The 26,363-nt window shown below is 66.7% G+C and carries 23 protein-coding genes and 1 other annotated feature; of the genes, 8 read left to right on the top strand and 15 right to left on the bottom strand.

Annotation, left to right across the window (positions count from 1 at the left end):
• Positions 1 to 65: 65 nt before the first annotated feature.
• From Q4F91_RS04355 to Q4F91_RS04345, 3 genes are read right to left on the bottom strand one after another with little or no spacing between them, the layout of a single operon-like run.
• The gene (locus Q4F91_RS04355) at positions 66 to 683 is read right to left on the bottom strand and encodes a response regulator transcription factor (protein WP_303334911.1); all 618 of its coding nucleotides are present in this window, start codon (positions 681 to 683) and stop codon (positions 66 to 68) included.
• Positions 676 to 2,493 (bottom strand): sensor histidine kinase, encoded by a 1,818-nt coding sequence (locus Q4F91_RS04350; protein ID WP_303334909.1) that lies wholly within the window; start codon positions 2,491 to 2,493, stop codon positions 676 to 678. Before Q4F91_RS04350 ends, Q4F91_RS04355 begins: the two co-directional genes overlap by 8 nt.
• Positions 2,490 to 3,917: an FAD-dependent oxidoreductase gene (locus Q4F91_RS04345; protein WP_303334907.1), complete on the bottom strand. Its 1,428-nt coding sequence runs from the start codon at positions 3,915 to 3,917 to the stop codon at positions 2,490 to 2,492. Before Q4F91_RS04345 ends, Q4F91_RS04350 begins: the two co-directional genes overlap by 4 nt.
• Before the next feature lie 299 nt (positions 3,918 to 4,216).
• Here Q4F91_RS04345 and Q4F91_RS04340 point away from each other — a divergent pair, with 299 nt between their 5' ends.
• From Q4F91_RS04340 to Q4F91_RS04330, 3 genes are all read left to right on the top strand, one after another.
• Positions 4,217 to 4,759, top strand: a complete 543-nt coding sequence (locus tag Q4F91_RS04340) for a hypothetical protein (RefSeq protein WP_303334906.1) — start codon at positions 4,217 to 4,219, stop codon at positions 4,757 to 4,759.
• A gap of 5 nt (positions 4,760 to 4,764) precedes the next feature.
• Positions 4,765 to 5,850 carry a hypothetical protein gene (locus Q4F91_RS04335; protein ID WP_303334905.1) on the top strand — a complete coding sequence of 362 codons (1,086 nt, stop codon included), beginning with the start codon at positions 4,765 to 4,767 and terminating at the stop codon, positions 5,848 to 5,850.
• A gap of 107 nt (positions 5,851 to 5,957) precedes the next feature.
• Positions 5,958 to 7,067 carry a metallophosphoesterase gene (locus Q4F91_RS04330; protein ID WP_303334904.1) on the top strand — a complete coding sequence of 370 codons (1,110 nt, stop codon included), beginning with the start codon at positions 5,958 to 5,960 and terminating at the stop codon, positions 7,065 to 7,067.
• A 70-nt stretch (positions 7,068 to 7,137) separates the two neighbouring features.
• On the opposite strand, the gene hisIE is transcribed toward Q4F91_RS04330, so the two are convergent.
• The 11 genes from hisIE to Q4F91_RS04275 all read right to left on the bottom strand — a co-directional run bounded on the left by hisIE (position 7,138) and on the right by Q4F91_RS04275 (position 18,815).
• Positions 7,138 to 7,758 (bottom strand): bifunctional phosphoribosyl-AMP cyclohydrolase/phosphoribosyl-ATP diphosphatase HisIE, encoded by a 621-nt coding sequence (gene hisIE, locus Q4F91_RS04325; protein WP_303334903.1) that lies wholly within the window; start codon positions 7,756 to 7,758, stop codon positions 7,138 to 7,140.
• A gap of 2 nt (positions 7,759 to 7,760) precedes the next feature.
• Positions 7,761 to 8,537 carry an imidazole glycerol phosphate synthase subunit HisF gene (gene hisF, locus Q4F91_RS04320; RefSeq protein WP_303334902.1) on the bottom strand — a complete coding sequence of 259 codons (777 nt, stop codon included), beginning with the start codon at positions 8,535 to 8,537 and terminating at the stop codon, positions 7,761 to 7,763.
• Between the two features lie 172 nt (positions 8,538 to 8,709).
• Positions 8,710 to 9,447 carry a 1-(5-phosphoribosyl)-5-[(5-phosphoribosylamino)methylideneamino]imidazole-4-carboxamide isomerase gene (gene hisA, locus Q4F91_RS04315; protein WP_303334901.1) on the bottom strand — a complete coding sequence of 246 codons (738 nt, stop codon included), beginning with the start codon at positions 9,445 to 9,447 and terminating at the stop codon, positions 8,710 to 8,712.
• A gap of 2 nt (positions 9,448 to 9,449) precedes the next feature.
• The gene (hisH, locus tag Q4F91_RS04310; protein WP_303334900.1) at positions 9,450 to 10,052 is read right to left on the bottom strand and encodes an imidazole glycerol phosphate synthase subunit HisH; all 603 of its coding nucleotides are present in this window, start codon (positions 10,050 to 10,052) and stop codon (positions 9,450 to 9,452) included.
• Positions 10,053 to 10,054: 2 nt separating this feature from the next.
• Positions 10,055 to 11,140: a bifunctional histidinol-phosphatase/imidazoleglycerol-phosphate dehydratase HisB gene (hisB, locus tag Q4F91_RS04305; RefSeq protein WP_303334899.1), complete on the bottom strand. Its 1,086-nt coding sequence runs from the start codon at positions 11,138 to 11,140 to the stop codon at positions 10,055 to 10,057.
• Entirely contained in the window at positions 11,140 to 12,261 is a 1,122-nt protein-coding gene (hisC, locus tag Q4F91_RS04300; RefSeq protein ID WP_303334898.1) for a histidinol-phosphate transaminase, read from the bottom strand. Before hisC ends, hisB begins: the two co-directional genes overlap by 1 nt.
• Positions 12,261 to 13,577 (bottom strand): histidinol dehydrogenase, encoded by a 1,317-nt coding sequence (gene hisD, locus Q4F91_RS04295; protein ID WP_303334897.1) that lies wholly within the window; start codon positions 13,575 to 13,577, stop codon positions 12,261 to 12,263. The genes hisC and hisD overlap by 1 nt, the downstream gene beginning before the upstream one ends.
• Positions 13,578 to 13,644: 67 nt before the next feature.
• Positions 13,645 to 14,544: an ATP phosphoribosyltransferase gene (gene hisG / locus Q4F91_RS04290; protein ID WP_303334896.1), complete on the bottom strand. Its 900-nt coding sequence runs from the start codon at positions 14,542 to 14,544 to the stop codon at positions 13,645 to 13,647.
• Positions 14,545 to 14,619: 75 nt separating this feature from the next.
• Positions 14,620 to 14,780: a sequence feature (His leader region), on the bottom strand.
• A gap of 301 nt (positions 14,781 to 15,081) precedes the next feature.
• Positions 15,082 to 16,050 carry a hypothetical protein gene (locus tag Q4F91_RS04285; protein WP_303334894.1) on the bottom strand — a complete coding sequence of 323 codons (969 nt, stop codon included), beginning with the start codon at positions 16,048 to 16,050 and terminating at the stop codon, positions 15,082 to 15,084.
• A gap of 263 nt (positions 16,051 to 16,313) precedes the next feature.
• Positions 16,314 to 17,447, bottom strand: coding sequence for a hypothetical protein (locus tag Q4F91_RS04280; RefSeq protein ID WP_303334892.1), 1,134 nt, complete (start codon positions 17,445 to 17,447; stop codon positions 16,314 to 16,316).
• Between the two features lie 138 nt (positions 17,448 to 17,585).
• Positions 17,586 to 18,815: a hypothetical protein gene (locus tag Q4F91_RS04275; RefSeq protein ID WP_303334890.1), complete on the bottom strand. Its 1,230-nt coding sequence runs from the start codon at positions 18,813 to 18,815 to the stop codon at positions 17,586 to 17,588.
• Between the two features lie 316 nt (positions 18,816 to 19,131).
• Between Q4F91_RS04275 and yddG (Q4F91_RS04270) the strand changes: the two genes are divergently transcribed.
• The 4 genes from yddG (Q4F91_RS04270) to Q4F91_RS04255 all read left to right on the top strand — a co-directional run bounded on the left by yddG (Q4F91_RS04270) (position 19,132) and on the right by Q4F91_RS04255 (position 24,767).
• Positions 19,132 to 20,115, top strand: coding sequence for an aromatic amino acid DMT transporter YddG (yddG, locus tag Q4F91_RS04270; protein WP_303334888.1), 984 nt, complete (start codon positions 19,132 to 19,134; stop codon positions 20,113 to 20,115).
• Positions 20,116 to 20,321: 206 nt separating this feature from the next.
• Entirely contained in the window at positions 20,322 to 22,484 is a 2,163-nt protein-coding gene (locus Q4F91_RS04265) for a flavocytochrome c (protein ID WP_303334887.1), read from the top strand.
• 137 nt (positions 22,485 to 22,621) lie between these two features.
• The gene (gene yddG, locus Q4F91_RS04260; protein ID WP_303334885.1) at positions 22,622 to 23,578 is read left to right on the top strand and encodes an aromatic amino acid DMT transporter YddG; all 957 of its coding nucleotides are present in this window, start codon (positions 22,622 to 22,624) and stop codon (positions 23,576 to 23,578) included.
• 250 nt (positions 23,579 to 23,828) lie between these two features.
• Positions 23,829 to 24,767 (top strand): AEC family transporter, encoded by a 939-nt coding sequence (locus Q4F91_RS04255; RefSeq protein ID WP_303334883.1) that lies wholly within the window; start codon positions 23,829 to 23,831, stop codon positions 24,765 to 24,767.
• Positions 24,768 to 24,788: 21 nt separating this feature from the next.
• Here the strand turns inward: Q4F91_RS04255 and Q4F91_RS04250 are convergent, their stop codons facing one another.
• Complete coding sequence (locus Q4F91_RS04250) at positions 24,789 to 25,709, bottom strand: LysR family transcriptional regulator (RefSeq protein ID WP_303334882.1); 921 nt, start codon at positions 25,707 to 25,709, stop codon at positions 24,789 to 24,791.
• 147 nt (positions 25,710 to 25,856) lie between these two features.
• Between Q4F91_RS04250 and Q4F91_RS04245 the strand changes: the two genes are divergently transcribed.
• On the top strand, positions 25,857 to 26,363 hold a 507-nt coding region (locus tag Q4F91_RS04245), incomplete at its 3' end, for a DMT family transporter (RefSeq protein ID WP_303334879.1).

Genomic DNA, 26,363 nt, shown 5'->3' with positions numbered 1-26,363 from the left:
TCTGCTTTCCCGTCCGTGCATCCAGCTCTCCTGGGGTACACGGGCGGGATTTTTTTTCACTCCGCTCAGAACTCGCCGATGAGCCTGAGCATGTCGGCGAAGTCCGCCGTCGTGCGGGCGTTGAGCTTGAAGCGCGCGGCGGCACGGTGCACCTTCACCGTGTGCTCGGTGACGCCGAGCTCGGCGGCGATCTGCTTGTTGAGGAGTCCCCGGGCAACGAGGCGGCTCACGTCCTGCTCGCGCGGCGTGAGCCGGTCGAACCGGGCCCGGGCATCGTCAATCTCGCGGTCGTGCTCCCGCCGTGAGGCGTTCTCGGCGAGCGCCCGCTCGACGCTCGCGCGCAGCTTCTCGCCCTCGACGGGCTTCTGCAGAAAGTCGCTCGCGCCGCGGTGGAGCGCGTTCACCGCCATCTCGACATTGCCGTGGCCGGTGAGGAAGATGATCGGAAGGCCGATCGACTGCTCGGTCATCACCTCCTGGAGCTGCAGACCGTCCATCTCGGGCATTTTCACGTCGAGAATGACGCAGCCCTCGACCGAGGGGTCATCGTTCTCGAGGAACTCGAGCGCGCTCGCGTACTCGGCGACGTTGTAGCCCATCATCCTCAGCATGAAGGCCTCGGACTCGCGGAAGGCGGGGTTGTCGTCGACGATGCGGACGACGGAGAAGTTTTTCCTAGGCATTTGATGTCTTTCCGGGAATCATGAGGCGGACGGCGAGGCCGCCCGCAGGACTGCGGCTGAAGTCGATGCGCCCGCCGTTCTGCTCGAGGATGTTCCGCACGACCATCAGCCCGAGGCCGAGACCGCTCTCCTTGAGGCTCATCATCGGCCGGCCGAGCTTCTCGAGCGTCTCGTCGTCCGCTCCCGGGCCGTTGTCCGAGACGACGATGCTCCAGAGGGAGGCACCCTCCGCCGGGGGCTCGAGACGGATCTCCACCATCGGGCCGCGGGCGTCGGTCGTCCTGCGACTCGCCTCCGCGGCGTTCTTCAGCACGTTGTAGACGCAGAGCTCCGCGCCCTTGGGGTCGATTGACGCGGGGGCCTCGGGCGGGATCTCCCCAACCAGAATCCCGCAGGCCTCGAGCGACGCGGAGCGGTAGGTGGCTACCGCCCGCCGTATGACCTGCGCGAGGTCCGAGTGCGCCGCTGGCATGTCGCCGCTCTGCTTTGCGTAGCGGCGCACGAAATTGATGGTCTCGGAGGCGGAGACCGCCTGGCCCTCTATCTTGTCGAGCACGGATTCGATGAGCGGGACATCGGGCTTCCCGGCGTTCTTCAGGTGGAACCTCAGACCCGTGCAGTAGTTGGCGATGGCGCCGAGCGGCTGCTTCAGTTCATGGGCGATGAGGCCAGAGAGCTGATGGATGACGCCCGCGCGCTCCAGGGCTGAGAGCTCCGCGCGGCTTTCCTTCGCCGCCCGGTCGAGCTCCCTCATCGTGTCGATCGCCTCGCGCAGCGACGCCGTGCGCGTGTAGACGAGGCGGTTCACTCGGGCAATGTGCCAAAGGAGGGCGAGCAGCAGGGCGCCCGCGAGCAGTATCTCGGTCGAGAAACGCCGCCAGAGCGCCGGGACGGACCATTCCTGCAGCCAGGCGTAGGAGCCGAGCGCGAGCGTCCGGGAGAGTTCGTCGGCCTCGGTGAAGTCGCTCCCGAGGAACCACTTCTGCCCGTTGACGGCGGGCATCGTGTAGAGCGTGCTCGCGAATGACGTGACGATTGCCGGGGGCGTCCCGGGCATGGAGGCGAGCACGATGCCCGGATAGAGCGGGGTCGAGTGCCAGCAGCCGCTCACGGGATCCGTCACCGCGTCAACGGCCCGCAGCGCCCCCGCCGGGATGACGCCCTCCCTTTCGAGGCGCTCGAGCTCGCAGAGCCGCAGGATGCCCGCGTCCACGGATCCCGCGAGCAGCGCCGAGGCGACGCCGGGATGGCGCCAGCCCGCGGGTTTCACCTCGGCGAGGCTCTTCTCCTCCAGGCCGGCCTTTCGCAGCAGGCCGAGGAAGGCGAGGTACTCGCTCGTCTGCGCGGTGGCCGCGACGGCCACGGTCCGGTTCCTGAGGTCCCGGATGCCGCGGATGCGGTCGTCGTCCGCACGGGTGACGATGAGGCCGGCGATCGACTTCGTCGGATCCGTGGTGTACTCGGGCGTCCTCACAGCCACGGCGGATGCGCCGTAGTCAAGGTGCGCGGCCCAGTACCGCACGGCCGACGAGACGAAGAAGCTGAGTTCCCGCTCCTTGAGCGCGACGGTGTTTCCGACGGGGAGTTCCTCCACCTCGATCTTCAGCCTGGGATGGCGGGCGCGCAGGACCTCGAGCGTGGGCCCGAGCGTGTGCGGCCAGAACTCGGGCTCGAAGGTGTCGAAGAGCCCGATGCGGATGACCTTGTCCTGCGCCGTCGCGGACGAGTCGGATGCCTCGGTGAGCGCCGGAGAGAATGCAAGGGCAAGCGCGCAGGCAAGGCCTCCGAGTCGTTGGAGCGGCGTCTTCATGGCCTTGCCTCCGCGGCCGACGCGCCGGCGATCCGGCCCACGGTGACGGCCGAGGCGAGACCGTTCCCGCCGAGCCGGCACTTGCCGTGGAGTCCGCCGATGATCGCGCCGGCGGCCCAGAGCCCGGGTATGACTTCACCCTCCCCGCCGCGCCGGTAGACGGCGCCGTCGGCGCGGATGTGGAGCCCCCCGAGCGTCTCGTGGACGTGCATCTCGACATGCACGGCCCAGAACGGAGGGTCGCGCAACGGCATCAGCTTCAGGGCGCCTGAGGACGCGGACGAGGCCGATGACGGATCGGCGACCTCACGGTTGTAGCTCTCGATCGTCTCCTCGAGCGCCGCGGGCGGGACGCCGATTTTCCGGGCGAGGTCCGCGGGGCTCCCGCCCTTGAAGACCGTGCCGTCCTCGATCCCCTTCCAGAGATCCTTCTGGATGTCCATCTGGGAGGAGAGCACCGTGGCGTTGTCGCCCACCTCAAAGACGGGCGGCTTTGCGTCACGCATGAAGGCCTCGAGCAGCCGGTCGCGCGGGGAGTCCTCGTTCACGAAGCGCTTCCCCGTGCTGTCGACGTAGATGAAGCGCGCGGCATCGAGGTGCAGGTAGCCCTGGGTTTGGATCCTTCCGGGCGGGCGCGGCACGCACTGGATGTTCCCGAGCCCGATCACGTCGGCGCCCGCCGCCATTGCGGCGAGGAGCGCATCGCCCCTCGCGCCCGGCTGGTTGTCGGTTGCGAGCCCCCTGAGCTCGGGCGCGTATTTCGCTACGAGCTCGAGGTTCGCGGCAAAGCCGCCCGCGGCGAGCACGACGCCCCGGCGGGCGCTCCAGATGATCTGCTTTTCCTCGGCATCGCGCACCGTGACGCCGGTGACACGGCCCTCGGAGAGCGTGAGACTCTCGAAGCGCTGCCCGAAGAGGATGCGCACGCCGCGGCGCTTCGCCTCGCGGTAGAGCGTCTCGACGTAGCCCGTGTGCACGGGCTGCCAGCAGCGCGTCCAGAGCGAGCTCGAGTAAATCGGCTCGGGCTCGAAGTTCATGCCCATGGCGGCGAGCCACCGCAGCGTGTCCGGCGCCGCCTCGATCATGGCGCGCACGAGAGGGAGCTCGATCTCGGCGTCGCCCGCGGAGCGAACGGTGTCGGCGAAGTGCCGGTCGACCGAGTCGCCGGGCGTCGGCCGCCCGTCGGGGCCCGAGGACGAGGCGAAGAGCCCGCGGTCCGAGTGCATGTTGAGTCCGATGCCGCTGCCCTTGTCGAGCACGACGACGTCGGCGCCCTTCTCGGCGGCTGCCACCGCGGCGGCGAGCCCGGCGTTGCCTCCGCCGATGATCACCACGTCCGCGCTCTCCCGCTCCGGGCCTCCGCAGCCGGTGAGCACGGTCGGAATCACGGCGCAGCCTCCGGCGATGAGCCCGGCGGCGAGCATTCTTCGTTTTGATTTCTGAGGCACTTCGGGTATGGTCTCTCTGAAGCCTGCGGACCCGCACCGGAACCGCTGAGGGCGAAGAATCAAGTCTAAGAAAATTCGTGGCTCCGCGAAAGATTTACGGAACATTCGGGAATGCCCGGGATCCATCACGGCGGGCCGCGCGGCCTGACGGCGGGCCCCTCGTGCAGTTAAAATGACGCGCCCGCACGTGCGAACGGCGGAAAAAGACACAAAAAACAGGACCGATTTCCCACAGGAAACCCCCGGCCCCGAGAGGCCCGGAAGAAGAGAGAAACATGAAAATCAAGAAGATCATCCGCACCGAGGATCCCGACGACATCAAGTCGGGCTTTGCCGCGACGGTGTGGGACATCGTCAAGATGTCCTCCCTCATCGCGGGCGGCGTCGGCTTTGCCTCGGCGTTCCTCGTCCTCAACAAGTTCTTCACGATGGCCGAGGGCGGCTGGACCGATGCCCTCTGGGTCTGCGCGGTGATCTTCGTGCTCCTCTTCGCCGGCCTCTGGTACCCGGTCCGCGAGACGGTCGCGCTCGCCCGCAAGAAGGACGAGGACAAGGTCTGCCACGACGTCCCGGACTCCGCGCTCGTCTCCGTGGTGCTGCCGCAGTACGCGTTCACCTTCTCCACCGTCTTCTTCTTCCTCGTGACGGTGGACTACACGACGATGCTGCTCAATCCGTACATCGTCGGCGACAAGCTCCTCGACTACCCCGGCGCCATCTTCTTCTTCTACGGCGTCGCCCCGGCGGTGATCTGCAACGTGCTCTTCGGCGGCTTCCAGCGCTCCCGCGTGAAGAAGCTCTTCCGCTACGAGGCGTAATTCCGATGAGCAGTCCCGCCCTCTCAACCCGCATCCGCCGGGCGGGCGGGATTCTTATTTCCGAGGCCGCGACGAACGGCGAGCGCTCGTCCGCCCTCGCGGCCTTCTCGCAGTTCAGGCAGGAGCTCCTGCCGATGCTCGAGGCCTTCCGCAGGAAGCTCGAGGGTGACCTCAAGTGCCTCGGACTCACGGGCCGGGTGGTCTGGAGGCTCAAGAACGTCGCCTCGACCGAGCGCAAGCTCCGCCGCTCGCGCGGCCTGATGATCCCGGATCTCCACGACATCGCCGGCCTGCGCGTGATCCTGCCGACCACGGATGACGCCCGGCGCTTCTCCGAGGCGATGAAGGAGAAGTTCACCGCCGACGGCTGGCGCTTCCGGGAGAAGACGCTCCGCGACTACACGCGCAGTCCCAAGCCCGACGGCTACCGGAGCATCCACCGCACCTACCACGTCTTCCGCACCGAGGAGGCGGTTCTTCCGGGGAAGTCCCGGCTTCCGCTCGACTTCATGCTCCGCGCGGAGCTCCAGATCCGCTCCGAAGCCGAGCACGCCTGGGCGACCGGCGTCGAGACGATCGGCTTTCTCACGGGGCACCGGCTCAAGTCAGGCGAGGGCCCGGAGATCTGGAAGCGGTTCCTGCTGCTTTCGGCCACGCTCTTCGCACGCCTCGAAGGCACGATGCTGCCTGAGTCCTGCGCGCGCATCCCGCGCGACGAACTCGCGCGCGATGTCCGGCTCCGGGCGCACGCGCTCCGCATCTTCGACCTGATGCCGCAGTACACGGTGGAGCGGGACCGGGTGTTCGCCGCGGACCGCCTCCCCGACGGGCACGACCTGCAGCTCATTGAGCTTGATCTCAAAAGCCGCACCACCGCCCTCACGTCCTTCCCCGCGGACGATGCCGCATCGGCCGAGTCCTGCTGCCTGTCGCAGGAGACGCCTCACGGCAGCCTCCCGGATCCGGACCGGTTCGTGCTCCTCGCGCGTTCGGGCGGCATGAAGGAGACGCGCGAGACCTACCCGGCGATGTTTCTCGACTCCTCGGCCTTCCGCAGGACGCTCGAGGCGGCCATAAAGCGCTTCATCTGAGACTTTCGGGACATTTCCGGCGAGTCCGCGGCAAGTCGGCCGGCCGCGGCGGCTGATAGCATTTCCACTCAGGAATTCCTTCAACCGCTCCGAGGACACAAACTGCCATGCGGATGATGTTCGTGATGCTCGGCGTCTACATAGCGCTCAACGCCTGGGTGTGCTGGCTCGTCGTGAGAAGTCTCGCGGGGCTGCCGCTCGTCGTCCGCATCCTCGCCGGCCTCCTCTTCCTCGCGCTCGCCTTCGCCTTCCCGCTCTTTGAGTTCGCGCACCGCCGCATTCCGATGAGCCTCACGCAGGCTGGCTACTGGATCGCCACCGGCTGGCCCACCTTCGTCTTCTACACGGCGATCGCCTACGCGGTGCTCTGGCTCCTCTGCCGCCTGGGACTTCCGCTCCTCGACGCGGTCCCGTGGGCGAGGATCGCCACGGCGGCGGGGCTCGCCGCAGCGGTGCTCATCTGCGGCTACGTCAACTTCACCATTCCCGCGGTGAGGGAGATCACGGTCGACCTCTCCGCAGGCGCGGCGAACCCGCGCACGATCCGCGTCGCGGCGGTGAGCGACCTGCACCTCGGCTACGGCATCACGCGGGAGCGCCTCGAGGGCTGGGTACGCCGCATCAACGAGGGCGCGCCCGAGGCGGTGCTCGTGAGCGGCGACCTGATCGACATGGCGATGCGGCCCCTCGACGAGACGCAAATGGACGAGGCGCTCCGCGGGCTGCGCGCCCCGAAGGGCGTCTGGATGGCCCCGGGCAACCACGAGCACTACAGCGGGCTCGCGGGCGCCGCGGACTTCGCGAAGCGCTCGAACATCCGGCTCCTCATCGACGAGGCTGAGGAACTCGCCCCCGGCCTCACGATCGTCGGCCGCGACGACCGCAGGAACCCGGCGAGAAGCGCCCCCGCGGCTCTCCTTGACCGCGTGCCCGAGGGAAACGCCGTCGTCGTGCTTGACCATCAGCCGCATGCCGTAGATGTCGAGCGGACCGCAGCCGCGGCGCCGGCCGGCAGAACCTTCGCCTTCTACGGGCACACCCATGACGGTCAGGTCTGGCCCTTCAACCACGTGCTCGGCCTCTTCGGGCTGCTCCCCACGGGCATGAACAAGGTGGGCGGAATCGACGCCTTCGTCTCCTCGGGGCTCGGCCTCTGGGGCGGCCCCTTCCGCGTCGCGACGACGGGCGAGATCCTCTTCATCACGATCCGCTGGTGACTCCAAAGAGAAGGCCCGCCGGTGAATCACGGGCGGGCCTCCTGGATCATGGACTTCAGGTGAAGTCAGATCACTTCTTCGCTTCGCGGGCGCTGTGGCGGTCGCGGAGGATGCCGATCACGTCGGCGAGCTCGAGGTTCGCGTCCTGAAGCAGCACGAGGAGGTGGTAGACGAGGTCGGCGGCCTCGTTCTTGAGTTCTTCGCTGTCGTGCACCGTGGCGGCGAGCGCCGTCTCGACGCCTTCCTCGCCCACCTTCTGCGCGATGCGCTTCGTGCCGCGGGCGTAGAGGCTCGCGGTGTAGGAGGAGGCCGGGTCGGCGTTCTTGCGCGAGCCGAGGAGCACCTCGAGGTCACGCAGGAACTGCCACTTCGCCTCGAGCGGGCCGAAGCAGCTCTGGGAGCCCGTGTGGCAGGTCGGCCCCTCGGCGTTGACGAGCACAAGCAGCGTGTCGCTGTCGCAGTCGGTGCCGATGTCCACGAGGTTGAGCCAGTTGCCCGAGGTCTCGCCCTTCGTCCAGAGGCGGTTCTTCGTGCGCGAGAAGAAGGTGACCTTCTTCGTCGTGAGCGTCACCTCGAGGGCGTCGCGGTTCATGTAACCGAGCATCAGGACCTGGCCGGAGGTGGCGTCCTCGATGATGGCGGGCATCATTCCGCCGGTCTTCTCCCAGTCGAGGGAGTCAATCTGTTCCATTGTCAGCATGTTCTGGCCTCAATACCGTTCTCGGCGAGATAACGCTTGAGTTCGCCGATGTTGATGATCTGTTTGTGGAAGACGGAGGCGGCGAGCGCTCCGTCGACGTGCGCCTCGCGGAAGGCGTCAAGGAAGTGAACCATCTCGCCCGCGCCGCCGCTCGCGATCAGCGGCACGCGGCAGGCCGCGCGCACGAGCTTGAGCTGCTCGATGTCGTAGCCCTTGCGGACGCCGTCCTGGTTCATCATGTTGAGAACGATCTCGCCGGCGCCGCGGCGCTGGACTTCCTTCACCCAGTCGATGGTCTGCCACTCGGTCTTGCGGGTGCGCTTCTCGTCGCCCGTGAACTGGTTGACCCAGTAGCGGCCGCTCTCCGCGTCGTGCCACGTGTCGATGCCGACGACGACGCACTGCACGCCGAAGCGGTCCGCGAGCCTCGAGATGAGGGTCGGGTCCGAGAGGGCGGGGGAGTTGATGGAGATCTTGTCCGCGCCGAAGGCGAGGAGCTTTCCGGCGTCCTCGACCGTGCGGATGCCGCCCGCGACGCAGAACGGGATGTCGATCGCCTCGGCGACGCGCGAGATCCAGCTCTTGTCGACGGTGCGGCCGTCCGAGGACGCGGTGATGTCGTAGAAGACGAGTTCGTCCGCGCCTTCCTCGGCGTAGCGCCGGGCGAGCGGCACGATGTCGCCGATGATCTCGTGATCACGGAAGCGCACGCCCTTGACGACCTGTCCGTCACGGACGTCGAGACAGGGGATGATTCTCTTGGCGAGCATTGAGACTCCTGAGGGGATTCTGTGAAATTCCGGGAACTTCCGCGGCGGGCATGCATTTTACGCGCCTGACCGGGCGGGGCTCCGAAAGGTAAAAGGTTGACTGGCCGGACGGCGGCGCTCCGGGATCCTTCCCCCGGGAGCGCACGCCTTCATCTATCGTCCGCCGGGCGTTTCAGGGACGCTTCCAGCAGTCGATCGCCTCCTTCGCGGTGAACTTTCCGTCAAGGAGCGCGCGGCCGACGATGACGCCCGTGACGCCTGAGCCCTTGAGGCCCTCGATGTCCGAGAGCCCGCCGATGCCGCCCGAGGCCTGGAAGCCGATCGCGGGGAACTCCGCCGCGAGCCCGCGGTAGAGCTCGGCGTTGGGACCGGCGAGCGTGCCGTCGCGCGAGATGTCCGTGCAGAGCACGTGCTTCAGGCCCACGGGCTCGTAGGCGCGGATCAGGTCCTCGATGAGAACGCCCGAGTCCTCCTGCCAGCCGCTCACGGCGATCTTCCTCGCGCCCGTCCCGTCGATGCGGACGTCAAGCGCAAGCACGATCGCCTCGGCGCCGAAGCGGCGCATCCAGCCCTGGACCATCTCCGGGTTCTTCACGGCGCAGGAGCCCACGACGACGCGCGAGGCGCCCGCGGCGAGAAGGGCCTCGACGTCGGCTTCGCTTCGAACGCCGCCGCCCGTCTGGACGGGGATCGAGAGGCCGCCGAGGAGCTTTTTCAGCAGCGGGATCTGGCGCTTCGCCGGATCCTTCGCGCCCGTGAGGTCGACGATGTGCAGGAGCTCGGCGCCGGCGGCCTCGTAGGCCTGCAGACGCTCGAGCGCCTCGTCGCCGTAGTCGCGCGACGCGCCGTAATCGCCCTGGTGCAGTCGCACGACGCGGCCGTCGAGAAGGTCAATCGCGGGGATGATCATTTTCAGTCGACTCCAAGGAAGTTTGCGAGAAGCTTCGCGCCCGTCTTGCCCGAGCGCTCGGGATGGAACTGCACGCCCATGAAGTTGTCCCTCGCCGCGGCGGCCGTGAAGGGCTCGCCGTACTCGGCCGAGGCGATCGTGCAGGGGTTCACCGGCATCGCGTAGCTGTGGACGAAGTAGAACCAGTCGCCCGCGGGAATGCCCTTGAAGAGGAGCTTCGCCTGCGGGGCGTCGGTCGGGTAGACGCGGTTCCAGCCCATGTGGGGGAGCGGGAGGTCGCCGACCTTGAGCTCCCGCACGTCGGCCGGGATGAGGTTGAGGAGATCCACGCCCCCTGTCTCCTCGCTCTGCCGGCCGAGGAGCTGCTCGCCGAGGCAGATGCCGAGCACGGGCTGCGTGGCGGCGCGGATGAGCTCGGGGAGCCCGCGGGCGTTGAGTTCATCCATGGCGGCGCGGGCGGTGCCGACGCCCGGCAGGAAGATGCGGTCCGCGGCGCGGATCGCCTCCGGGTCACGGGTGATGTTCGGCTCGAACCCGAGGCGCTTCACCGCATTGGCGAGCGAGGTGAGGTTGGCCGTGCCGGTGTCGAGAATGACGACGCGCATGATCAGAGGACTCCTTTCGAGGAGGGCAGCTCCGCGCCCTCGACGCGCACGGCGTCGCGCAGGCTGCGGCCGAAGGCCTTGAAGAGGCTCTCGGCGATGTGGTGGTCGTTGCCGCCCTTCGCCTTGAGGTTGAGCGTGATCGCCATCGCGTAGGAGAGCGAGCGGAAGAAGTGCTCGACCATCTCGGTCGAGAGGTCGCCCACCTTGCGGTGTTTGAACTTCGCGCTGAAGGTGAGGTACGGACGCCCGGAGATGTCGAGGGCGCAGCGGCAGAGCGACTCGTCCATCGGGAGCAGGAACCCGAAGCGGCGGATGCCGCGCTTGTCGCCGAGCGCGAGGCGGAGCGCCTCACCCAGAGCGAGGCCCACGTCCTCGACGGTGTGGTGGTCGTCGATCTCGAGGTCGCCCTTGCAGAGGACCTTGAGGCGGATGCCGCCGTGCACGGCGATCTGGTCGAGCATGTGGTCGAAGAACCCGATGCCGGTGGAGATCTCGTTCTCGCCCGAGCGGTCGAGCCAAGCCTCGACGGTGATGTCCGTCTCCTTCGTTTTCCTCACCACCTTCGCGTGACGGTCACGCGGACCAGGGGCGGGAAGGGTTTTGAGCAGCCGCTCGGTGATCGCGGCCCAGGACTCGCCATCGGGACCGACGCGCAGTCCCGTGAGGCCCATGTTCTCGGCGAGCTTGAGGTCCGTCTCGCGGTCGCCGATCACGTAGCTGTTCGCCGCGTCAATGGCGCCGGGGACGAGGAACTTCTTCACGAGACCCGTGCGGGGCTTGCGGCATTCGCAGCCGTCGCCGGGCATGTGCGGGCAGATGAGCACCTCGGAGAAGGGCACGCCCTGGCTCGTGAGGATCTGCATCATCAGGCTGTGCGGGCCCGTGAAGGTCTTCTCGGGGAAGCTCTTGGTGCCGAGCCCGTCCTGGTTGGACACCATGACGAGCTTCCAGCCGGCCTCGGAGAGGGTCTTCAGCGCCGGGAGCACGCCCTCGACGAAGCGCATTTTCTCGAAGGCGTCCACCTGGAAGTCCTCGGGCTCCTCGAGGATCGTGCCGTCGCGGTCGACGAAAAGGATGCGGTCAGCCATCAGCGTTCTCCGAGGACTTCGCGAAGTTTTTCAATGAGCTCGGCATTCTCCTCGAGCGTGCCGACGGTGATGCGGATGCAGTTCGTGAGCGTGGGCTGCCGTCCCTGGTCGCGCACGATGATGCCGCTGTCCCAGAGCGCCTTGAAGACGGCCGGGCCGTCGGTGAACTTCACGAGGACGAAGTTCGAGCTGCTGTCGCGGACCTCCTCGACGCCCCTGATCGTGAGGAGCTTCTGGGCGAGGTCGGCGCGGCGCTTGATCGTGCCCTGCACGCGGCGCTGCATCGCGGAGATGCCGCCCATCGAGAGCGCCTGCGCGGCGATGTCGGAGACGGGCGTCGGGATCGGATAGGGGGCGATCACCTTCTTCAACATCCCGATCACCTCGGGCGAGGAGATCAGGAAGCCGCAGCGGATGCCGGCGAGCGCGAAGGCCTTCGAGAGCGTGCGGATGATGACGACGTGCGGCGCCATGGCGATCTGCGGGATGTTCGTCGACTCGGGCGCGAACTCGATGTAGGCCTCGTCGATCACAAGGATCGCGCGGCCGCGGGTGATCTCAACGAGCTCCTCGACGGTGTCGGGGGAGAGCAGGCCGCCGGTCGGGTTGTTGGGCGAGCAGGCGAAGACCACCTGGACGGTCGGGTCGGCGACGAGCGTCTCGGCGAGCTTCGCCGTGTCCGGGGCCCAGTTGTTCTCGGGGCTGGTCGTGAGGTTCACGACGCGCACGTTCGTGGTCTCGGCGCACACCGAGTACATGCCGTACGTGGGCGGGAACTGCACGATGGCGTCGCGGCCCGGCACGCAGAAGGTGCGCACGAGGAGGTCGATGCCCTCGTCGCCGCCGCGCGTGACGAGGATCTGATCCTTGCCGACGCCGGCGTAGCGGGCATAGCGCTCGACCACTTCCTCGGGCTGGGCGTCCGGGTAGCGGTTGAGGATCTTCTGCTCGATGTCGTAGGGGACGGCCTCGGCGGACTCGTTGGCATTGAGCCAGATGTCACCGCGGCCGCCCGCGGCCTCGACGATGCGGCGGGCGGACTGGTAGGGCGTGAGCGCCTGAACCTCGGCCCGGGCGAGAAGCCCGGGGTTCAGCGCGATTTCCTGGGTCTTCTGTGCCATCAGGCCTTCTCCTTCTCCTGGCGGGCCATGCGGACGAGCACGGCGTTCCTGTGCGCATCAAGCTGCTCCTCGTGGGCGAGGAGCGCAATCGTCTTCGCGAGACCGCTGAAGCCCTGCGGGGTCATCTCCTGCACGGTCATGCGCTTCATGAAGTCGGCGAGGCCGAGGCTCGAGTAGGCCGCGGCGTAGCCGTAGGTCGGCAGAACGTGGTTCGTGCCGGTGGCGTAGTCGCCGCCCGACTCGGGGGACCATTCGCCGAGGAACACCGAGCCGGCGTTCTGGATCTGGGGGACGAGCGAGCGCGCGTCCTTCGTCTGAATGATGAGGTGCTCGGGCGCGTAGCGGTTCGAGACGGCGCAGGCCTCGTCCAAGTCCTTCACGACGATCAGGCGGCTCGCGGAGAGCGACTTCACGGCGATGTCCTTGCGGGGGAGCTCGGCGAGCTGCTTCGCGCACTCCTTCGCGACCGCCTCGGCCAGGGCCCTGGCCGGGGTGAGGAGCACGACCTGGGAGTCGGGACCGTGCTCGGCCTGGGAGAGGAGGTCGGAGGCGACGAAGGCCGGATCGGCCTCGGCGTCGGCGATCACGAGCACCTCGGAGGGGCCGGCCGGCATGTCGATCGCGGCGCCGTCGGCGCGGCAGCTCACCTGGCGCTTGGCCTCGGTGACGAACGCGTTGCCCGGCCCGAAGATCTTCGAGACCGAGGGGATGGTCTCCGTGCCGAAGGCCATCGCGGCGACGGCCTGGGCGCCGCCCACCTGGTAGATGTGGTCAATGCCGCAGAGCTTCGCGGCGCAGAGGATCGGGTCGGCGACCGGCGGGGGCGAGCAGAGGATGACCTTCGAGCAGCCGGCGATCTTCGCCGGGATGCCGAGCATCAGCACGGTCGAGAAGAGCGGGGCCGTGCCGCCCGGGATGTAGAGGCCGACGGCCTCGATCGGGCGCGTGAGCTGCTCGCACTTCACGCCCGGCATCGTCTCGACGACGACCGGGGCGAGCTTCTCGGCGGAGTGGAACTTCTCGATGTTGGAGGCGGCCTCTTGAAGAGCAGCGCGGAACTCCGGCGTGGCGCGGTTCCAGGCGGCCTCGACCTCCTCGGCCGAGACGCGGAAGTTCTTCACCTCGCAGCGGTCGAACTTCGCGCTGTACTCTCGCAGCGCCGCGTCGCCGTTCTCGGCGACGTTGTTGACGATCGCGGTGACGATCTCGGAGATCTTGCCGCCGGCGGCGACGGCCGGGCGGCGCAGGATGTCATCGCGCTCGGTCTCGTTGAGGGCATCCCACTCGATGATGTCGTTGAAGGAAAGTTCGGTCATTTGTGCAACTCCACTCAAATAAAAAATCTTCTGTCGTGTGACTGCTTGAATTCGGTCGGGGCGTCCCTTACTCCATCATCTTCTCGATCGGGAGCACGAGGATCGCGGAGGCGCCGAGCTTCTTGAGCGCTTCCATCGTCTCCCAGAAGAGCTCCTCGGAGGAGACCATGTGAAGCGCGACGCGGCTGTCGTCGCCGGTGAGCGGCAGGATCGTCGGGTGCTCGACGCCGGGAAGGAGCGCCGTGATCTCGTCCAACCTCGCCTTCGGGGCGTGCAGCATGATGTACTTGCACTCGCGGGCGCGGGCCACACCCTGCATGCGCACGAGCAGGCGCTTGACGAGATCCTCGCGCTCCTCGCCCATCGAGTCGGCGCGGGCGATGAGGCAGGCCTTGGAGCGGTAGATCACCTCGACCTCCTTCAGGCCGTTCGCCTCGAGCGTGGCGCCCGAGCTCACGAGGTCGCAGATCGCGTCGGCGAGGCCGGCGCGGGGCGCCACCTCGACGGAGCCCGTGAGCAGGCAGGGCTTGAAGCTGAGGCCGCGCTCGTCAAAGCAGCGCTTCAAAAGGTGCGGGTAGGACGTGGCGATGCGCTTGCCGTCCATGCACTCGATGCCGGTCCACTCCTCGTCGGTCGGAATGGCGAGCGAGAGGCGGCAGCCGCCGAAGTCGAAGCGCTTCAGCATGCGGTAGCGCGGCTCCTCGCCCTGGCTGCGGCGCGCGAGGGTGGTCTCCTCAAGCACGTTCTCGCCGATGATGCCGAGGTCAACGACGCCGTCCATCACGAGGCCGGGGATGTCGTCGTCGCGCACGCGCAGGATCTCGATGGGCATGTTCTCGGCGACGGCGAGCAGGCGCTGCTGGTGGAAGCGCACCTTGATGCCGCAGCTCGCAAAGAGCGCCGCGGAGTCCTCGGAGAGTCGCCCGGACTTCTGCATGGCGACGCGCAGACGGTTGTTTTCGATCATTTTGGGGTGTCCTTTGAGAATTTGCTTTCGGGTTGCTGAAGGGGTTCGCTTTCAGCCGTCCCATCGGTTCTTCGAAGCAAAAGGCCTCCGGAAGCTCATTTCTTCCGGAGGCCTTCTCACAATTCTTTGAAGCTCTGAAGCATCCTTTTCTTCTCGCTTCTGCCGCCGCCCGGAAGATCCTGAGTTCTTCCAAGCGCCTTCGCCTGAAAGACTCCTTTCAGGGATGGTGATGGTGACGGCGGAAAGCGGCGATGAACATTTTGCTGTGTGCTCCAGAGGAGGAAATTCGGTTCGTCCGAGCCCGCGGGACCCTTCCCGGAAGCTCAGTGCGCTTCATCATGCCACAAACCGGCGGGTTTGACAAAGATGACCCCGGACGGCGGGCCGCGGTGATGCTCAGAGGCAACCCGCTCAGGGTGTTTCACCTAGTGGACGGTAAAGCGGACGGCGGGCGGGTCGAAAAGCAAGGCCCTCCGGATTGCTCCGGAGGGCCCTGGATACTTCTGGAGGTGCCCCGTCAGAGGCGTCCTTCAATGATTAGAGCTTCGAGAAGCGCTTGCCGAACTGACGCAGAGCGGCGAACTCGGCGGCGGTCTCGGACGTGTCGCCGTCCCAGCGGAAGAGCTCCGTGAACGGATCGGCGCGGTTCGAGCCCATCAGCTGGCCGTGCAGGCTCGAGAGGCCTTCGCCGACGGCATCGTCCTCATGGATCCACGCGACCGACGCGTTGCCCGGGAGGCGCTTGATGCGCAGCAGGCCCGGGAAGCGGGCGGCGAGAGCGGCGCAGTAGCGCTCGAGCGAACCCTGCGTCGAGCGGATGAAGAGCTCATGGTGATCGATGTAGTAGTCGAGGTCGGTCTTGACCGCGATGCGGCGGACGATCTCAAGCACCTCGGCGGTCTCGGCCTCGGAGAGGCCCTCGCGGATGCGGATGCGCCAGATGTGGAAGCCTTCGGGGGCGAGCTGACGCTCGAGGCCGAAGCGGTGGATGAGTTCGCGCACGACCTTCGGGAGCTTCCAGCCGGAGTCGCCGGTGGCGACGTCGTCGGCGACGACGCGGGCGAGACGCATGGCGTTGAGGACGAACTGCTCACGGGCGGCGCCGTTGCGGGCGGCGAGGGTCGGGAGCATGACCTTCAGGAAGACCGGGAGGAGCTCACGGCTGCCTTCCGGGGCGCTCTCAAGCGCGGCCTCGAAGGCGGCTTCGGCGGCGGCCGGGGATTCGGCCGTCAGCAGCTCGCAGGCCTTCTGCCAGAGGGCGGGAAGGGCGGCGACGACTTCGCAGCAGTCCTTGTCGCAGCCAAGCACGAAGCGGAGCGCGGCGATCTTGCACTTGTCGCAGTTGCCGAGCAGATCGAGCTCAGCGACGACGGCGAGCGCGTCACGGAAGGTGATGTCGGAAAGGGCCGAGGCCTTCCTCGGGAGCTTCTGGGCGGCAGCCGCGAGGAGCGCGCCGAGCTCAGCCTCGGTGGTGTTCTGATCGGGAGTGGTGCAGGCTTCAGTCATTGGTCCTGGTTTCCTTCTATTAGTTGTATGTGCTTGCGGGGATCTCCGTTCCCTCGACGTAGAGGGATTGAGACCTTTTATCAGGATACCCGAGGCCCGGTAATTTATGAATCCTACTTTTCCCGGGGTTGACAGAATCATTTTTTGCTCGGGAAAAATCGGCCCGGCGTGTCGCGGACTGACCGGGCCGGTGCCTGAGGAAAGGAACGGGCGCCGGACCTGTCGGTTCCGACGCCCGCCCCGGCTCCCTGCCGGGGCCGGGTTCAGACTGCCCTGAGTGCCTCAAGCTCGGCCTCGTCGCCGCGTTTCCCGGCTTCGGTCCCGATCAGCCGGGCGAGCGGATCCGCCGCGTCGGTGTGGACCAGCCGGTCGTGCCGGCAAGTGATCACGCGCTTCCCGGAGATCGGCAGCCCGCAGCCGTGGTTGCAGTGCCAGGGGTGACCGCTCTTTACGCTCGCCATTTCCACGGTGATGAGCGAGGGGAAGTGCAGGGCAAGCGCGCAGGCGAGCCGGTTCGCGCGGCCGCTCTCGGAGCAGAGGATCAGGTTGCCCGTGTCGTCCTCGCCCGTCCAGGTGTAGGAGAGCCCGTTGCGGATGACGAACCGGCTGAGTTCCTCCGTCACCTCCCCGGCCTTCTCCACGGGGAGCTCCTCGGCGAGTCGGATGCACCAGGCGGGGTACCCCGAGGGCGTCTCGGGCAGGAGCTCCGCCGAGAACCCGCGGAGGCTCACCTCGCGCTCGGCGCGACGAAGAAGCTCCACGCCCGGCGCGTCCGTCGTCGGCACGGAGGCGATCACGCGGGCCATGTCCAGGACGTTCCTCGTGAAGCAGCGGCGCTCCGGGACGGTCGGCTTCTCGGCGTCCCTGATCCGGGCCTTCCCCCGGCCCGTGTCGACGGGTTTGCCGAGGACAGGGAGGCGCTGCTCCAGGATGCGTTCCTCGAGGGCGGAGGTCATCTCGAGCGCGAGCGCGGCGAAGATCTCGGGCGCGGGCGCTGGCGCGGCGGCGAGCGCCCTGCCGAAGTCCTCCTCGGCCGCCTTCGCCGCCGCCAGGGCCTCTTCCTCGGCCGCCCGTTCCTTCTCGGTGGGCCAGTACGGCTCGACCGCATGAATGGCGAGCGAGAGCCGCACGGCATAGGCCTGCCAGAGGCTGGAAAGCGCCGCCTCGGCGGGGCGCAGGTATCCGAAGCCGTCGTCATCTGCGGCCGTGTCGAAGGCCGCGGGGACGAGTCCGCGGACGGCGGCGACGATCGTGGCGTCCGGCCGGTTCGAGCGGATGAGCGCCGCGGTGAGCGAGAGAAGATCCGGGGCGGTGATGTCAGTCGCGTCCGCCGCTTTGCGGGGGAGCACTTCCATGGCGACGGCGATGACGCCGGCGAGCGTGGTCTGAGTGGTCATGGTATTCAAGTCCTTCATTCATCGGGTTCCCCGGCCGGCCGTCTCCGCGTCTGACCGGGGTTCCCTTCAGTTCGTTCAGAAATTTGAGTCCGGGGTTCCGGCCCCCCGCCCTCAGCTGCGAAGCCGTGGGCCTGCGGATCACCGGCGGCTCACACGTCCGTCAGGCTCTTCAGACTCTTCCTCCCGGTCCTCCGATTCCGGGTCGAAGCCGTCGTCGTCCTCTTCGTACTCTTCGTCCTCGTACTCCTCGTCGTCTTCATCCTCCTCTTCCTCGAGGTCATTCCTGATGGCGCCGATGTACTCACACTCGTCTCTCATTTCCTCGTCAATCTTCCAGAGCCTGTCGGTAAGCTCCTCACAGATCTTGGGATCCGTGTCGGCGAGGTATTTCATCGCGAGCTTGGTGGAGTCCCGGCGCGTCAGGAGATGTTCGACCAGCTCGCAGATGCGCTCCGGATCGTCCCCGAGGAACTCGATCACTTTCTCGGTCGGGAGATGGACGTTGATGTTGTTGAGCGCCCGACGGACGATCGGCGAGGGATCGGCGGCGGCGATGAGCCCGAGATCGCTGAAGTCCTCACTCACGGCGGCGGCGAAGATCCTGCGGACGGCGCTGCGCGGATCGCGTGCCAGATATGGCAGGTTCGTGTAGTTCTCCGCCAGGATCTCGGCGGCCCTGAGGATCGCCTTCCGCGAGGTGATGCGCACCGAGATCTCGCGGTTGAAGAGAAGCGTGAACTCAGGGGCGTCCTCCTCGCTGTTGCCGGGCAGATGATCCCGTGCCTCGAGAATCGCCTCGGCGAGCACGGCGGTGGCCCAGGGACTCATTTGTCCGAGCTCGAGCGTGCTCCTCGCGGCATCCAGAACATCCTCGTCCCTGAGCGCTTCGGAGAGCTTCCTGCGGCCGGACGGGCTGCGGGTGAGGAGCTCAATGGCGCGGCGGGCGCTGACCACGCGCAATCGGACGGAGCAGCAGCGGTCCTCGAGCAGCGCCTCCCAGCTTTCCTCGTCGAGCGGACCGAAGGTCGCCTGACGGCGGTGGCAGTGATCCGGGTCTCGGGCGAGCTCGATCCAGGCCTCGGTCCCGGCGGTGTCGGTGACGACCGGAGCGTACGGCGTCATCCCAGGCAGAACGCCGCCGGTCTCGCGCTGCCACCTGTCCTCGGGAAGTCCCTCGCTGAGATCCGTCTCCATCAGTCCGAGGAGTTCATCGAGCTCCTCGTCCTCGATCCCCACGCTGATGCCGCGGTAGCAGAGGGCCGTGCCCGGCTGAATGTTGTACTCGGCCTCCTCGACCGCGCTCTGAGGGACCCAGAGGCCGGCGTAGATGTCACCGGACTGGTTTGCATAGCTGGTCAGCTTCGTCATGTCTTTCTCCTTGTCTCTCTGACTCCGGTCGGTGAGGGGATCGTGACCTCCGCCCGGGGTCGCTCACAGGTTCATTGCGTCACTCTTCAGTATCATTATACATGTAACTCGGCAGAATGCAAATTCCTTTCCCCAGGGCGAAGGAATTTCTTTTCCTATTTCGAAAAAATTTCGCCCGGGATTTCCGGAGTCCGGACTGGCTCCGGAGGACCTCCTCTTTCTAGGTGGAAGTGACTACACTTCGATCCACCGCGATCCGGGACAGGCCCGGGCGCCGCAACGGTTCAGGTCCCCGAAGAACTTTTCCTTCTCCGTCATGTCAAGCGATCCGGCGCGCAGCGCCACTCTCATCGGTCTTCTCGCCCCCGTCTGCTGGGGCATGGGCGTCTCGCTAGTGCGGGGCATCGCCGAGGGCTTCGGCCTCGCCCAGGGCCAGACGCTTCTTTATTTAGTGGCGATCACCTGCCTCTTTTTCACCGTCGGGATCCCGAAGCTCTCGACGATCGACAGGCGGTACCTCTTCATCGGGCTGCCGACGGCGAGTTCCTCGTCGCTCTGCTTCTGTCTCGCGATCTTCTTCTCCACGGGCGGCAAGCAGACGATGGAGGTGGCGATGGTCAACTACCTCTGGCCCGCGCTCGTGCTGCTCTTCGCCGTGCTCTTCAACGGCGTGCGCACGCGCTGGTGGATCGTGCCGGGAGTGGCGGTCGCCTTCGCCGGCATCGTCCACATACTCGCGGGCGAGGAGGGCTTCTCCGTCGCCGGCTTCCTCGGGCGCCTCGCCGAGCACCCGGTGAGCTACATCTTCGCGGTCGGCTCGGCGCTCACCTGGTCGGCCTTCTCGAGCATGACCCGCGCCTGGGGCGGCAATACGAACATCTCGACCATGATCTTCATGATCAACGCGACCGTCTTCGGCACCTTCTGGCTCCTCGGCTTCGGCACCGAGGCCGTGGGCGAGCCCACGGGCCACGGCATCGTGAGCGTGATCCTCGGCGGCATCGCCGTGGGCGGCTCCTACGCCGCCTGGACGTACGGCGTCGCGAAGGGCAACGTCGCCGTCCTCGCGCTTGTCTCCTACTTCACGCCGGTGCTCTCCTGCCTTTTCGCCGTCGTGTGGATCGGCGCCGTGCTCGACACCACATTCTGGGAGGGCGTCGCGCTCGTCGTGGCCGGGTCGCTCCTCTGCTGGGACGCCACCGGCCGCGGCATGAAGGCCCTGAGAAAGCTCGAGCAGGAAGGCCGCACCTCGGCCGCGAACGAGCTCTGGCGCAAGGCGATGCACCGCGGGAAGGCCTGACATCCGTCTGACTTCAGTTCCTTCCGGACGGGAGGGAAGTTTCTTTCTCTGAAAGGAAAATCTTTAAGTAGTTAAAGGTTTTTCCTTGAACTGTGGGGTATATCGTAAATCCCCCTTTGCCGAGCCGCGGCAGATTTCGGGTCACACAACCCGACGGGAGAGACCGCGGCCAGGGCAATGCATCACTGCAAATCAAGGAGAGAAACATGAAGACCACTCATGTCGCCGTTTCCACGGCCGTCGGCCTTGCGCTCGGCGCAATGTGCATCGCGGCTTCCGCCGCCACCTATCACGAGACCGTCGCGGGCCACAACGGCCCGGTCGTCGTTGACGTAACCGTCGACAACGGAAAGGTCACCGCCGTCAAGGTCGTCGAGAACAAGGAGACCCAGGGCATCGGCTCGCTCGCGGTCGAGCAGATCCCGGCCGCCGTCGTGAAGGCCGGCAATGCCAAGGTCGACACCGTCACGGGCGCCACCGTTTCGTCAAAGGCGATCCTGCTCGCCGTCCAGAACGCGCTTGACAAGGCCGCCGGCAAGGCCCCGGCCAAGGCGCAGTTCAAGCCGGGCACCTACAAGGCCGCTGCCTACGGCAACAACGGCTACCTCAACGTCGAGGTCACCGTCTCGGCCGACCGCATCACCGACATCAAGGTCCCGGGTCACAACGAGACCCGTTTCATGGGCGCCATGGCGATCGATCAGCTCACGAAGCAGGTCATTGACCACCAGACCCTCAACGTTGACGCCATCGCCGGCGCGACCGTGACGAGCGGCGCCTTCAAGAAGGCCGTGGGCGACGCGGTCGCGCAGAGCGGCGTCAACCTTGCCGCCCTCCAGGCTCCGGTTCCCGTGCAGGGCGAGAAGTTCGCCGGCACGAAGGAGGAGAAGTACGACCTCGTGATCGTCGGCTCGGGCGGCGCCGGTCTCTCCGCGGCCGTCACGGCCACCGAGAACGGCAAGTACCGCGTCGTCGTGCTCGAGAAGATGCCCGTGATCGGCGGCAACACGCTGCGCTGCGCGAGCGCCTTCAACGCCGCCGACCCGGACCGCCAGAAGGCCCTGCCGATGACGGAGACCCTCAAGGACGCCGTCGTCAAGGCGATCAGCGAGAAGCCCGTCAGTGAGGATCACGCCAAGCTCATCGCCGACGTGAAGGCGAAGTACGAGGCCTATCTCAAGTCCGGCAGCAAGTCGCTCTTCGACTGCCCCGAGTGGCACGCCCTGCAGACCTACAACGGCGGCGACAAGGTTGGCCTCATTCCGCTCATCCGCACCTACTCCGAGAACGTGCTCCCGACGCTCCAGTGGATGGAGACCCTCGGCACGCCGGTCCTTGACCGCGTGAGCCAGGGCGCCGGCGCGCTCTGGCAGCGCACGCACCAGGTGAACGCTCCGGCCGGCACCGGCCTCGTCGGCCCGCTCTATGAGGCGGCCGTCAAGCAGGGCGCCAAGATCATCACCGGCATGAAGGCCGAGGAACTCATCGTTCGCGACGGCAAGGTCGTGGGCGTCCGCGCCACCGACACGCTCGGCAATGACTACCGCTTCATCGGCGGCCACGGCGTCATCCTTGCCACGGGCGGCTACAGCCAGAACAAGGAACTCCGTCAGAAGTCCTCGCCGGTCCTCACGCCCGACATGGTGTCGACCAACCAGCCCGGCGCCACTGGCGACGGCATCATCATGGCCGAGAAGATCGGCGCCGACACGACCGGCATGAACTACGTCCAGGTCTATCCGCTCGCCACCCCGGGCACCGGCACCCTCCAGGGCCGCGCCCGCAAGATGAGCGGCCTTGACGACGTGATCGATGTGAACAAGAACGGCGAGCGCTTCGTGAAGGAGGACGCCCGCCGCGACGAGTTCGTCGCCGCCATCAAGAAGCAGCCCGACGGCATGTGCTACGACATCAACGATTCCTCCATCGTGCAGAAGTTCAACAGCTTCGCCGAGGAGGTCGAGGTGCTCGTGAAGATCGGCCGCATCTACAAGGGCGAGACGCTCGCCGACCTCGCCGGCCAGCTCGGCATGCCGGCCGCCAACCTTGAGAAGACGGTCGCCGAGTACAACAAGATGGTCGAGGACAAGAACGATCCGAAGTTCGGCCGCAAGCTCTTCGACCGCAAGATCGAGAAGGGCCCGTTCTATGCGACGCCCCGCGCTCCCTCGATTCACCACACCATGGGCGGTCTGCTGATCAACCCGAAGGCTCAGGTGGTCGACACCAAGGGCAACGTGATCCCGGGTCTCTACGCCGCGGGTGAAGTCGCCGGCGGCATCCATGGCTCGAACCGTCTCGGCGGAAACGCCACGGCGGACGTGATCACGTTCGGCCGCATCGCTGCGAAGAGCGCGCTCGGTCTCTGATGACTGAAGCCTGAGTCCTCCCCGGAGGACTCGCAGCCTGAATGAGGCATCGCGGGTGACCGCGGTGCCTCATTTTTTGGGAAGCGCTAGACTCCGCAGACCTGCAGTACCTTCAACCTCATCCCATCCCCGGAATCATGACCATCGAGGCCTCTCAGCGCGCCACTCTCATCGGACTCCTCGCCCCCGTCTGCTGGGGCATGGGCGTCGCGCTCGTGCGCGGCATCGCCGAGGGCTTCGGTCTTGCACAGGGGCAGACGCTCCTCTACACGGTCTCTGTCATCTGCCTCTTCCTCGTCGTGGGCATCCCGAAGCTCTCGACCGTCGACCGCCGCTATCTCTTCCTCGGGATGCCGATGGCGAACATCTCCTCGCTCTGCTTCTGCCTTGCGATCTTCTTCTCCGCGGGCGGCAAGCAGACGATGGAGGTCGGGATGGTCAACTACCTCTGGCCCGCGCTCACGCTCCTCTTCGCCGTGCTCTTCAATGGGGTTCGGACCCGCTGGTGGATCGTGCCGGGCGTGCTCCTCGCCTTCGCCGGCATCATCCACATCCTCGCGGGCGAGGAGGGCTTCTCGGCCGCGGGGTTCGCGGCGAGACTCGCCGAGCATTCCTTGAGCTACATCCTCGCGCTCGGTGCCGCGCTCTCCTGGGCCGCCTTTTCGAGCATGACGAAGGCCTGGGGCGGGAACTCGAACCTCGCCACCATCGTCTTCGCGATCGACCTCGCGATCTACGCCACGCTCTGGGCGCTCGGCATCGGCACCGAGGCGATCGGCGAGTCGAGCGGCCACGGCATCGTGAGCGTCATCTTCGGCGGCATCGCGATCGGCGGAGCGTACGCCGCCTGGTCGCACGGCGTCGCCAAGGGCAACGTCACGCTCCTTGCGCTCGCCTCCTACTTCACCCCGGTCCTCTCCTGTCTCTTCGCGGTGATCTGGATCGGCGCGGAGCTAGACGCCACCTTCTGGACGGGCGTCGCCATGGTGGTCGCGGGGTCGCTCCTCTGCTGGGACGCCACCGACCGCGGCGTGCGGGCGCTTAAAAAGCGCGAGGCGCTTCAGAGGGCTGCCGGGGGCGAAAAGGAAATCTGATCGGGCTCAAGGGAAAACCTTTCGCTCGCGAAACTATGCTTTCCGGGAATCCTCTGCAGCGGTGGATCCCGGAACATTTCCCGTTCGTTCCCCGGATGAGACTTTTCTGAGCGGGCCGGGTCTGTCCTGAGTAACTTCTCTCATGAGAAGCATTGGAAAGGCGTGTCCCCCGGGCGTATCCTCAGTTGATTCACCCCTCAGATTCAACCCAGACCGAGCCCAGGAGGCGGCTCAAGAGAAGGAGTACCCCGTGGAAAGCGTCCTCACCGTCCTTCCCGACTTTGCGATCATCCTGCTCGGCTTTGTGCTCGCGAAGTTCAAGCCCTTTCCCAGGTCCTTCTGGGGCGGCATCGAGGTGCTCGTCTTCAATGTGCTCCTGCCGCCGATGCTCTTTCTCTCGGTGGCCAATTCGCACTTCTCGTTCGCGGGGTCGGCGAAGTTCCTCGCGGCCGGGCTCGGTGCGATGGCCCTTGCGGTGCTCACCTCCTGGTGCATCCGCTACGTCGTCAAGGCCGACCCGATCACGCACGCCTCGCTCTTTCAGTGCGGCTTCCGCTACAACGCCTACATCGGCTTTCCGCTCTGCATGCGTTTCTGCGGCGACGAGGGCATGTCGCTCCTCGCGCTCCTGATGTCCGTCTGGGTGCCGATCTCGAACACGCTCTCCGTCGCGGTGCTCGCCACCGCGGTCGCGGCCCGCACGGGCGGAGGGGCGCCGGACAAGAGGAAGCTTCTCGTCACGACCTGCAAGGCGGTCTTCAAGAACCCGCTCATCATCGCCACGATGCTCGGCTTCCTCTTCAACATGAGCGGGCTTGAGATGCCGCGGATCGGCGTGGATTTCCTCAGGCACCTCTCCAACGCCTCGCTCTCGATGGGGCTCCTGACGATCGGCGCGGCCTTGAAGATCGGCGCCATCCGCGAGAACCTCTCCCTCATCGCCGCCACGTCGCTGCAGCGCCTCGTCATCGTGCCGCTCCTCGGCGCGCTCTGCGTCTGGTTCTTCGGCGTCACAGGGGCGGCCGCGGGCGTGGTGCTCCTTTTCGCCGCCTCGCCCACGGCACAGTCCTGCTACGTGATGACCGCCGCCATGGGCGGCAACGCGCCGCCGGTCGCGGCGGTGACGACCGCGCAGACGCTGCTCTCGATCTTCACGCTCTCGGCGCTCATCCTCATCTGGTTCGCCTGACGGAGCGGATTTCCCGTCCGCTCATTCCTTCGTGAGAGCACGGAGGAAGGCGGGGACGTCCGGGTCGAGACTCAGCTTGCCGCGCAGTTCCTCGCCGAAGACCTCGAGGAACGTCCGGGTCGCCGCGCCGAGCATGGCTCCGGGCTCCGCGATCAGCAGGAGCCTTCTCCTGGGCAGACCGCTCACGTGCCGCACGGCCACGCGGTAGTTGAGCCTCCCGAGGATCAACTCGGGGAGGATCCCGGTGCCGATCCCGGCTTCCACCATGGCGAGGAGCGCATAGTCGTCGAACGTCCGGAACCGGACGTCAGGCGTGAGATTCCGCTCCTCAAAGAGTCGGCTGATCTCGGCGTCGCGCCCTTTCTCGAGCAGGATGAAGGGCTCGCGCGCGAGTTCCTCGGGCCGTACGGTCGGCTGCTCGGCAAGCGGGTGGCTCTCCGGGAGGATCGCGAGCAGCCGGTCATCATGGAGCGGAAGCGCCGCGAACTTCCCCGCAGTCGGCTCGGCGACGAAGCCGAAGTCGACGCGCCCCTCGGTCACCCAGCGCTCGATCTCGGTGTAGTCGCCCATCAGGATCTCGAACTCAATGCCCGGGTGCGCCCGCCCGAAGGCGGCGATCACGGGCGGGAGCCAGAAGGTCGCAATGCTCGAGATCGCACCGATCCGGACGCTGCCGGTCTCGACTCCGCGGATCGACGCGGCCTCGGCCTTCACGGCGGCGTCCTCGGCGCAGAGACGCCGGATGCGCGGCAAGAGCCTCAGGCAGTCGTCGGTCGGAACGACCCCTCGTCGGCCGCGGTCAAGGAGCCTGATTCCAAGATCGCGCTCAAGGTCGAGGATCATGCGGCTCGCGGCGGACTGAGTGCAGAAGCAGCTCTTCGCGGCGCGGGTTAGGCTCCCCGTGTCGACGGCGGCGATGAGCGCCCGGTACTTAGTGAGCATGGACGGGGTACCTCAGGTATGAGTAAATCGAATGCCTGCCATTCTAAACATTCGTTTTACTTCTGACCGGGGGAGGAATAACCTCGGAGAGATGGAGGTTCCGTGAGGGACCTCTTTCCATCTGTGTCACCGCCCCGGCTTTCCCCGATGCATTTCCCCGCGCTCTGCTACATCCTCTCGCTCGTCATCTTCGGATTCAACGGCATCGTCGCCTCGTACATTGAACTCCCGACCGAGCAGCTGGTGCTCGTGCGCTTTGCGATCGGCATCCTCATTCTCGGGCCGGTCGCGCTGCGCGTGGCCCGGAAAGGGAATGGGTATCCGAGGCGCGGTCTCGTCTTCTCCTTCCTCGCCGGGCTCGCGATGGGCGGGAGCACCCTGCTTCTCTTTGACGCCTACCGGCGCGTGGGCGTCTCGCTCGCCTCGGTGCTCTACTACTTCGGGCCGGTGATCGTGATGACCATTGCGGCCCTCTGGGGGCGCGAGCGGATCCGCCTCGTCCACTGGGCCGCGCTCATCCTGAGCTTCGCCGGTCTTGTGCTCACGGTCGCCGAGAGCATCAGCGGCGTGCCCGACACGACGGGCCTCATCGAAGGAGGGGCGTCGGCCTTCTGCTACGCCGCGATGGTGCTCCTCGCTCAGCGCGCCGAGGGC

The sequence above is a fragment of the Sutterella sp. genome (assembly GCF_030539355.1).
In the GTDB taxonomy this organism is placed as follows: Bacteria; Pseudomonadota; Gammaproteobacteria; order Burkholderiales; family Burkholderiaceae_F; genus Sutterella.
The sequence above is the reverse complement of the archived record's forward strand: the minus strand, read 5'-3'. Positions and strand labels throughout refer to the sequence as shown.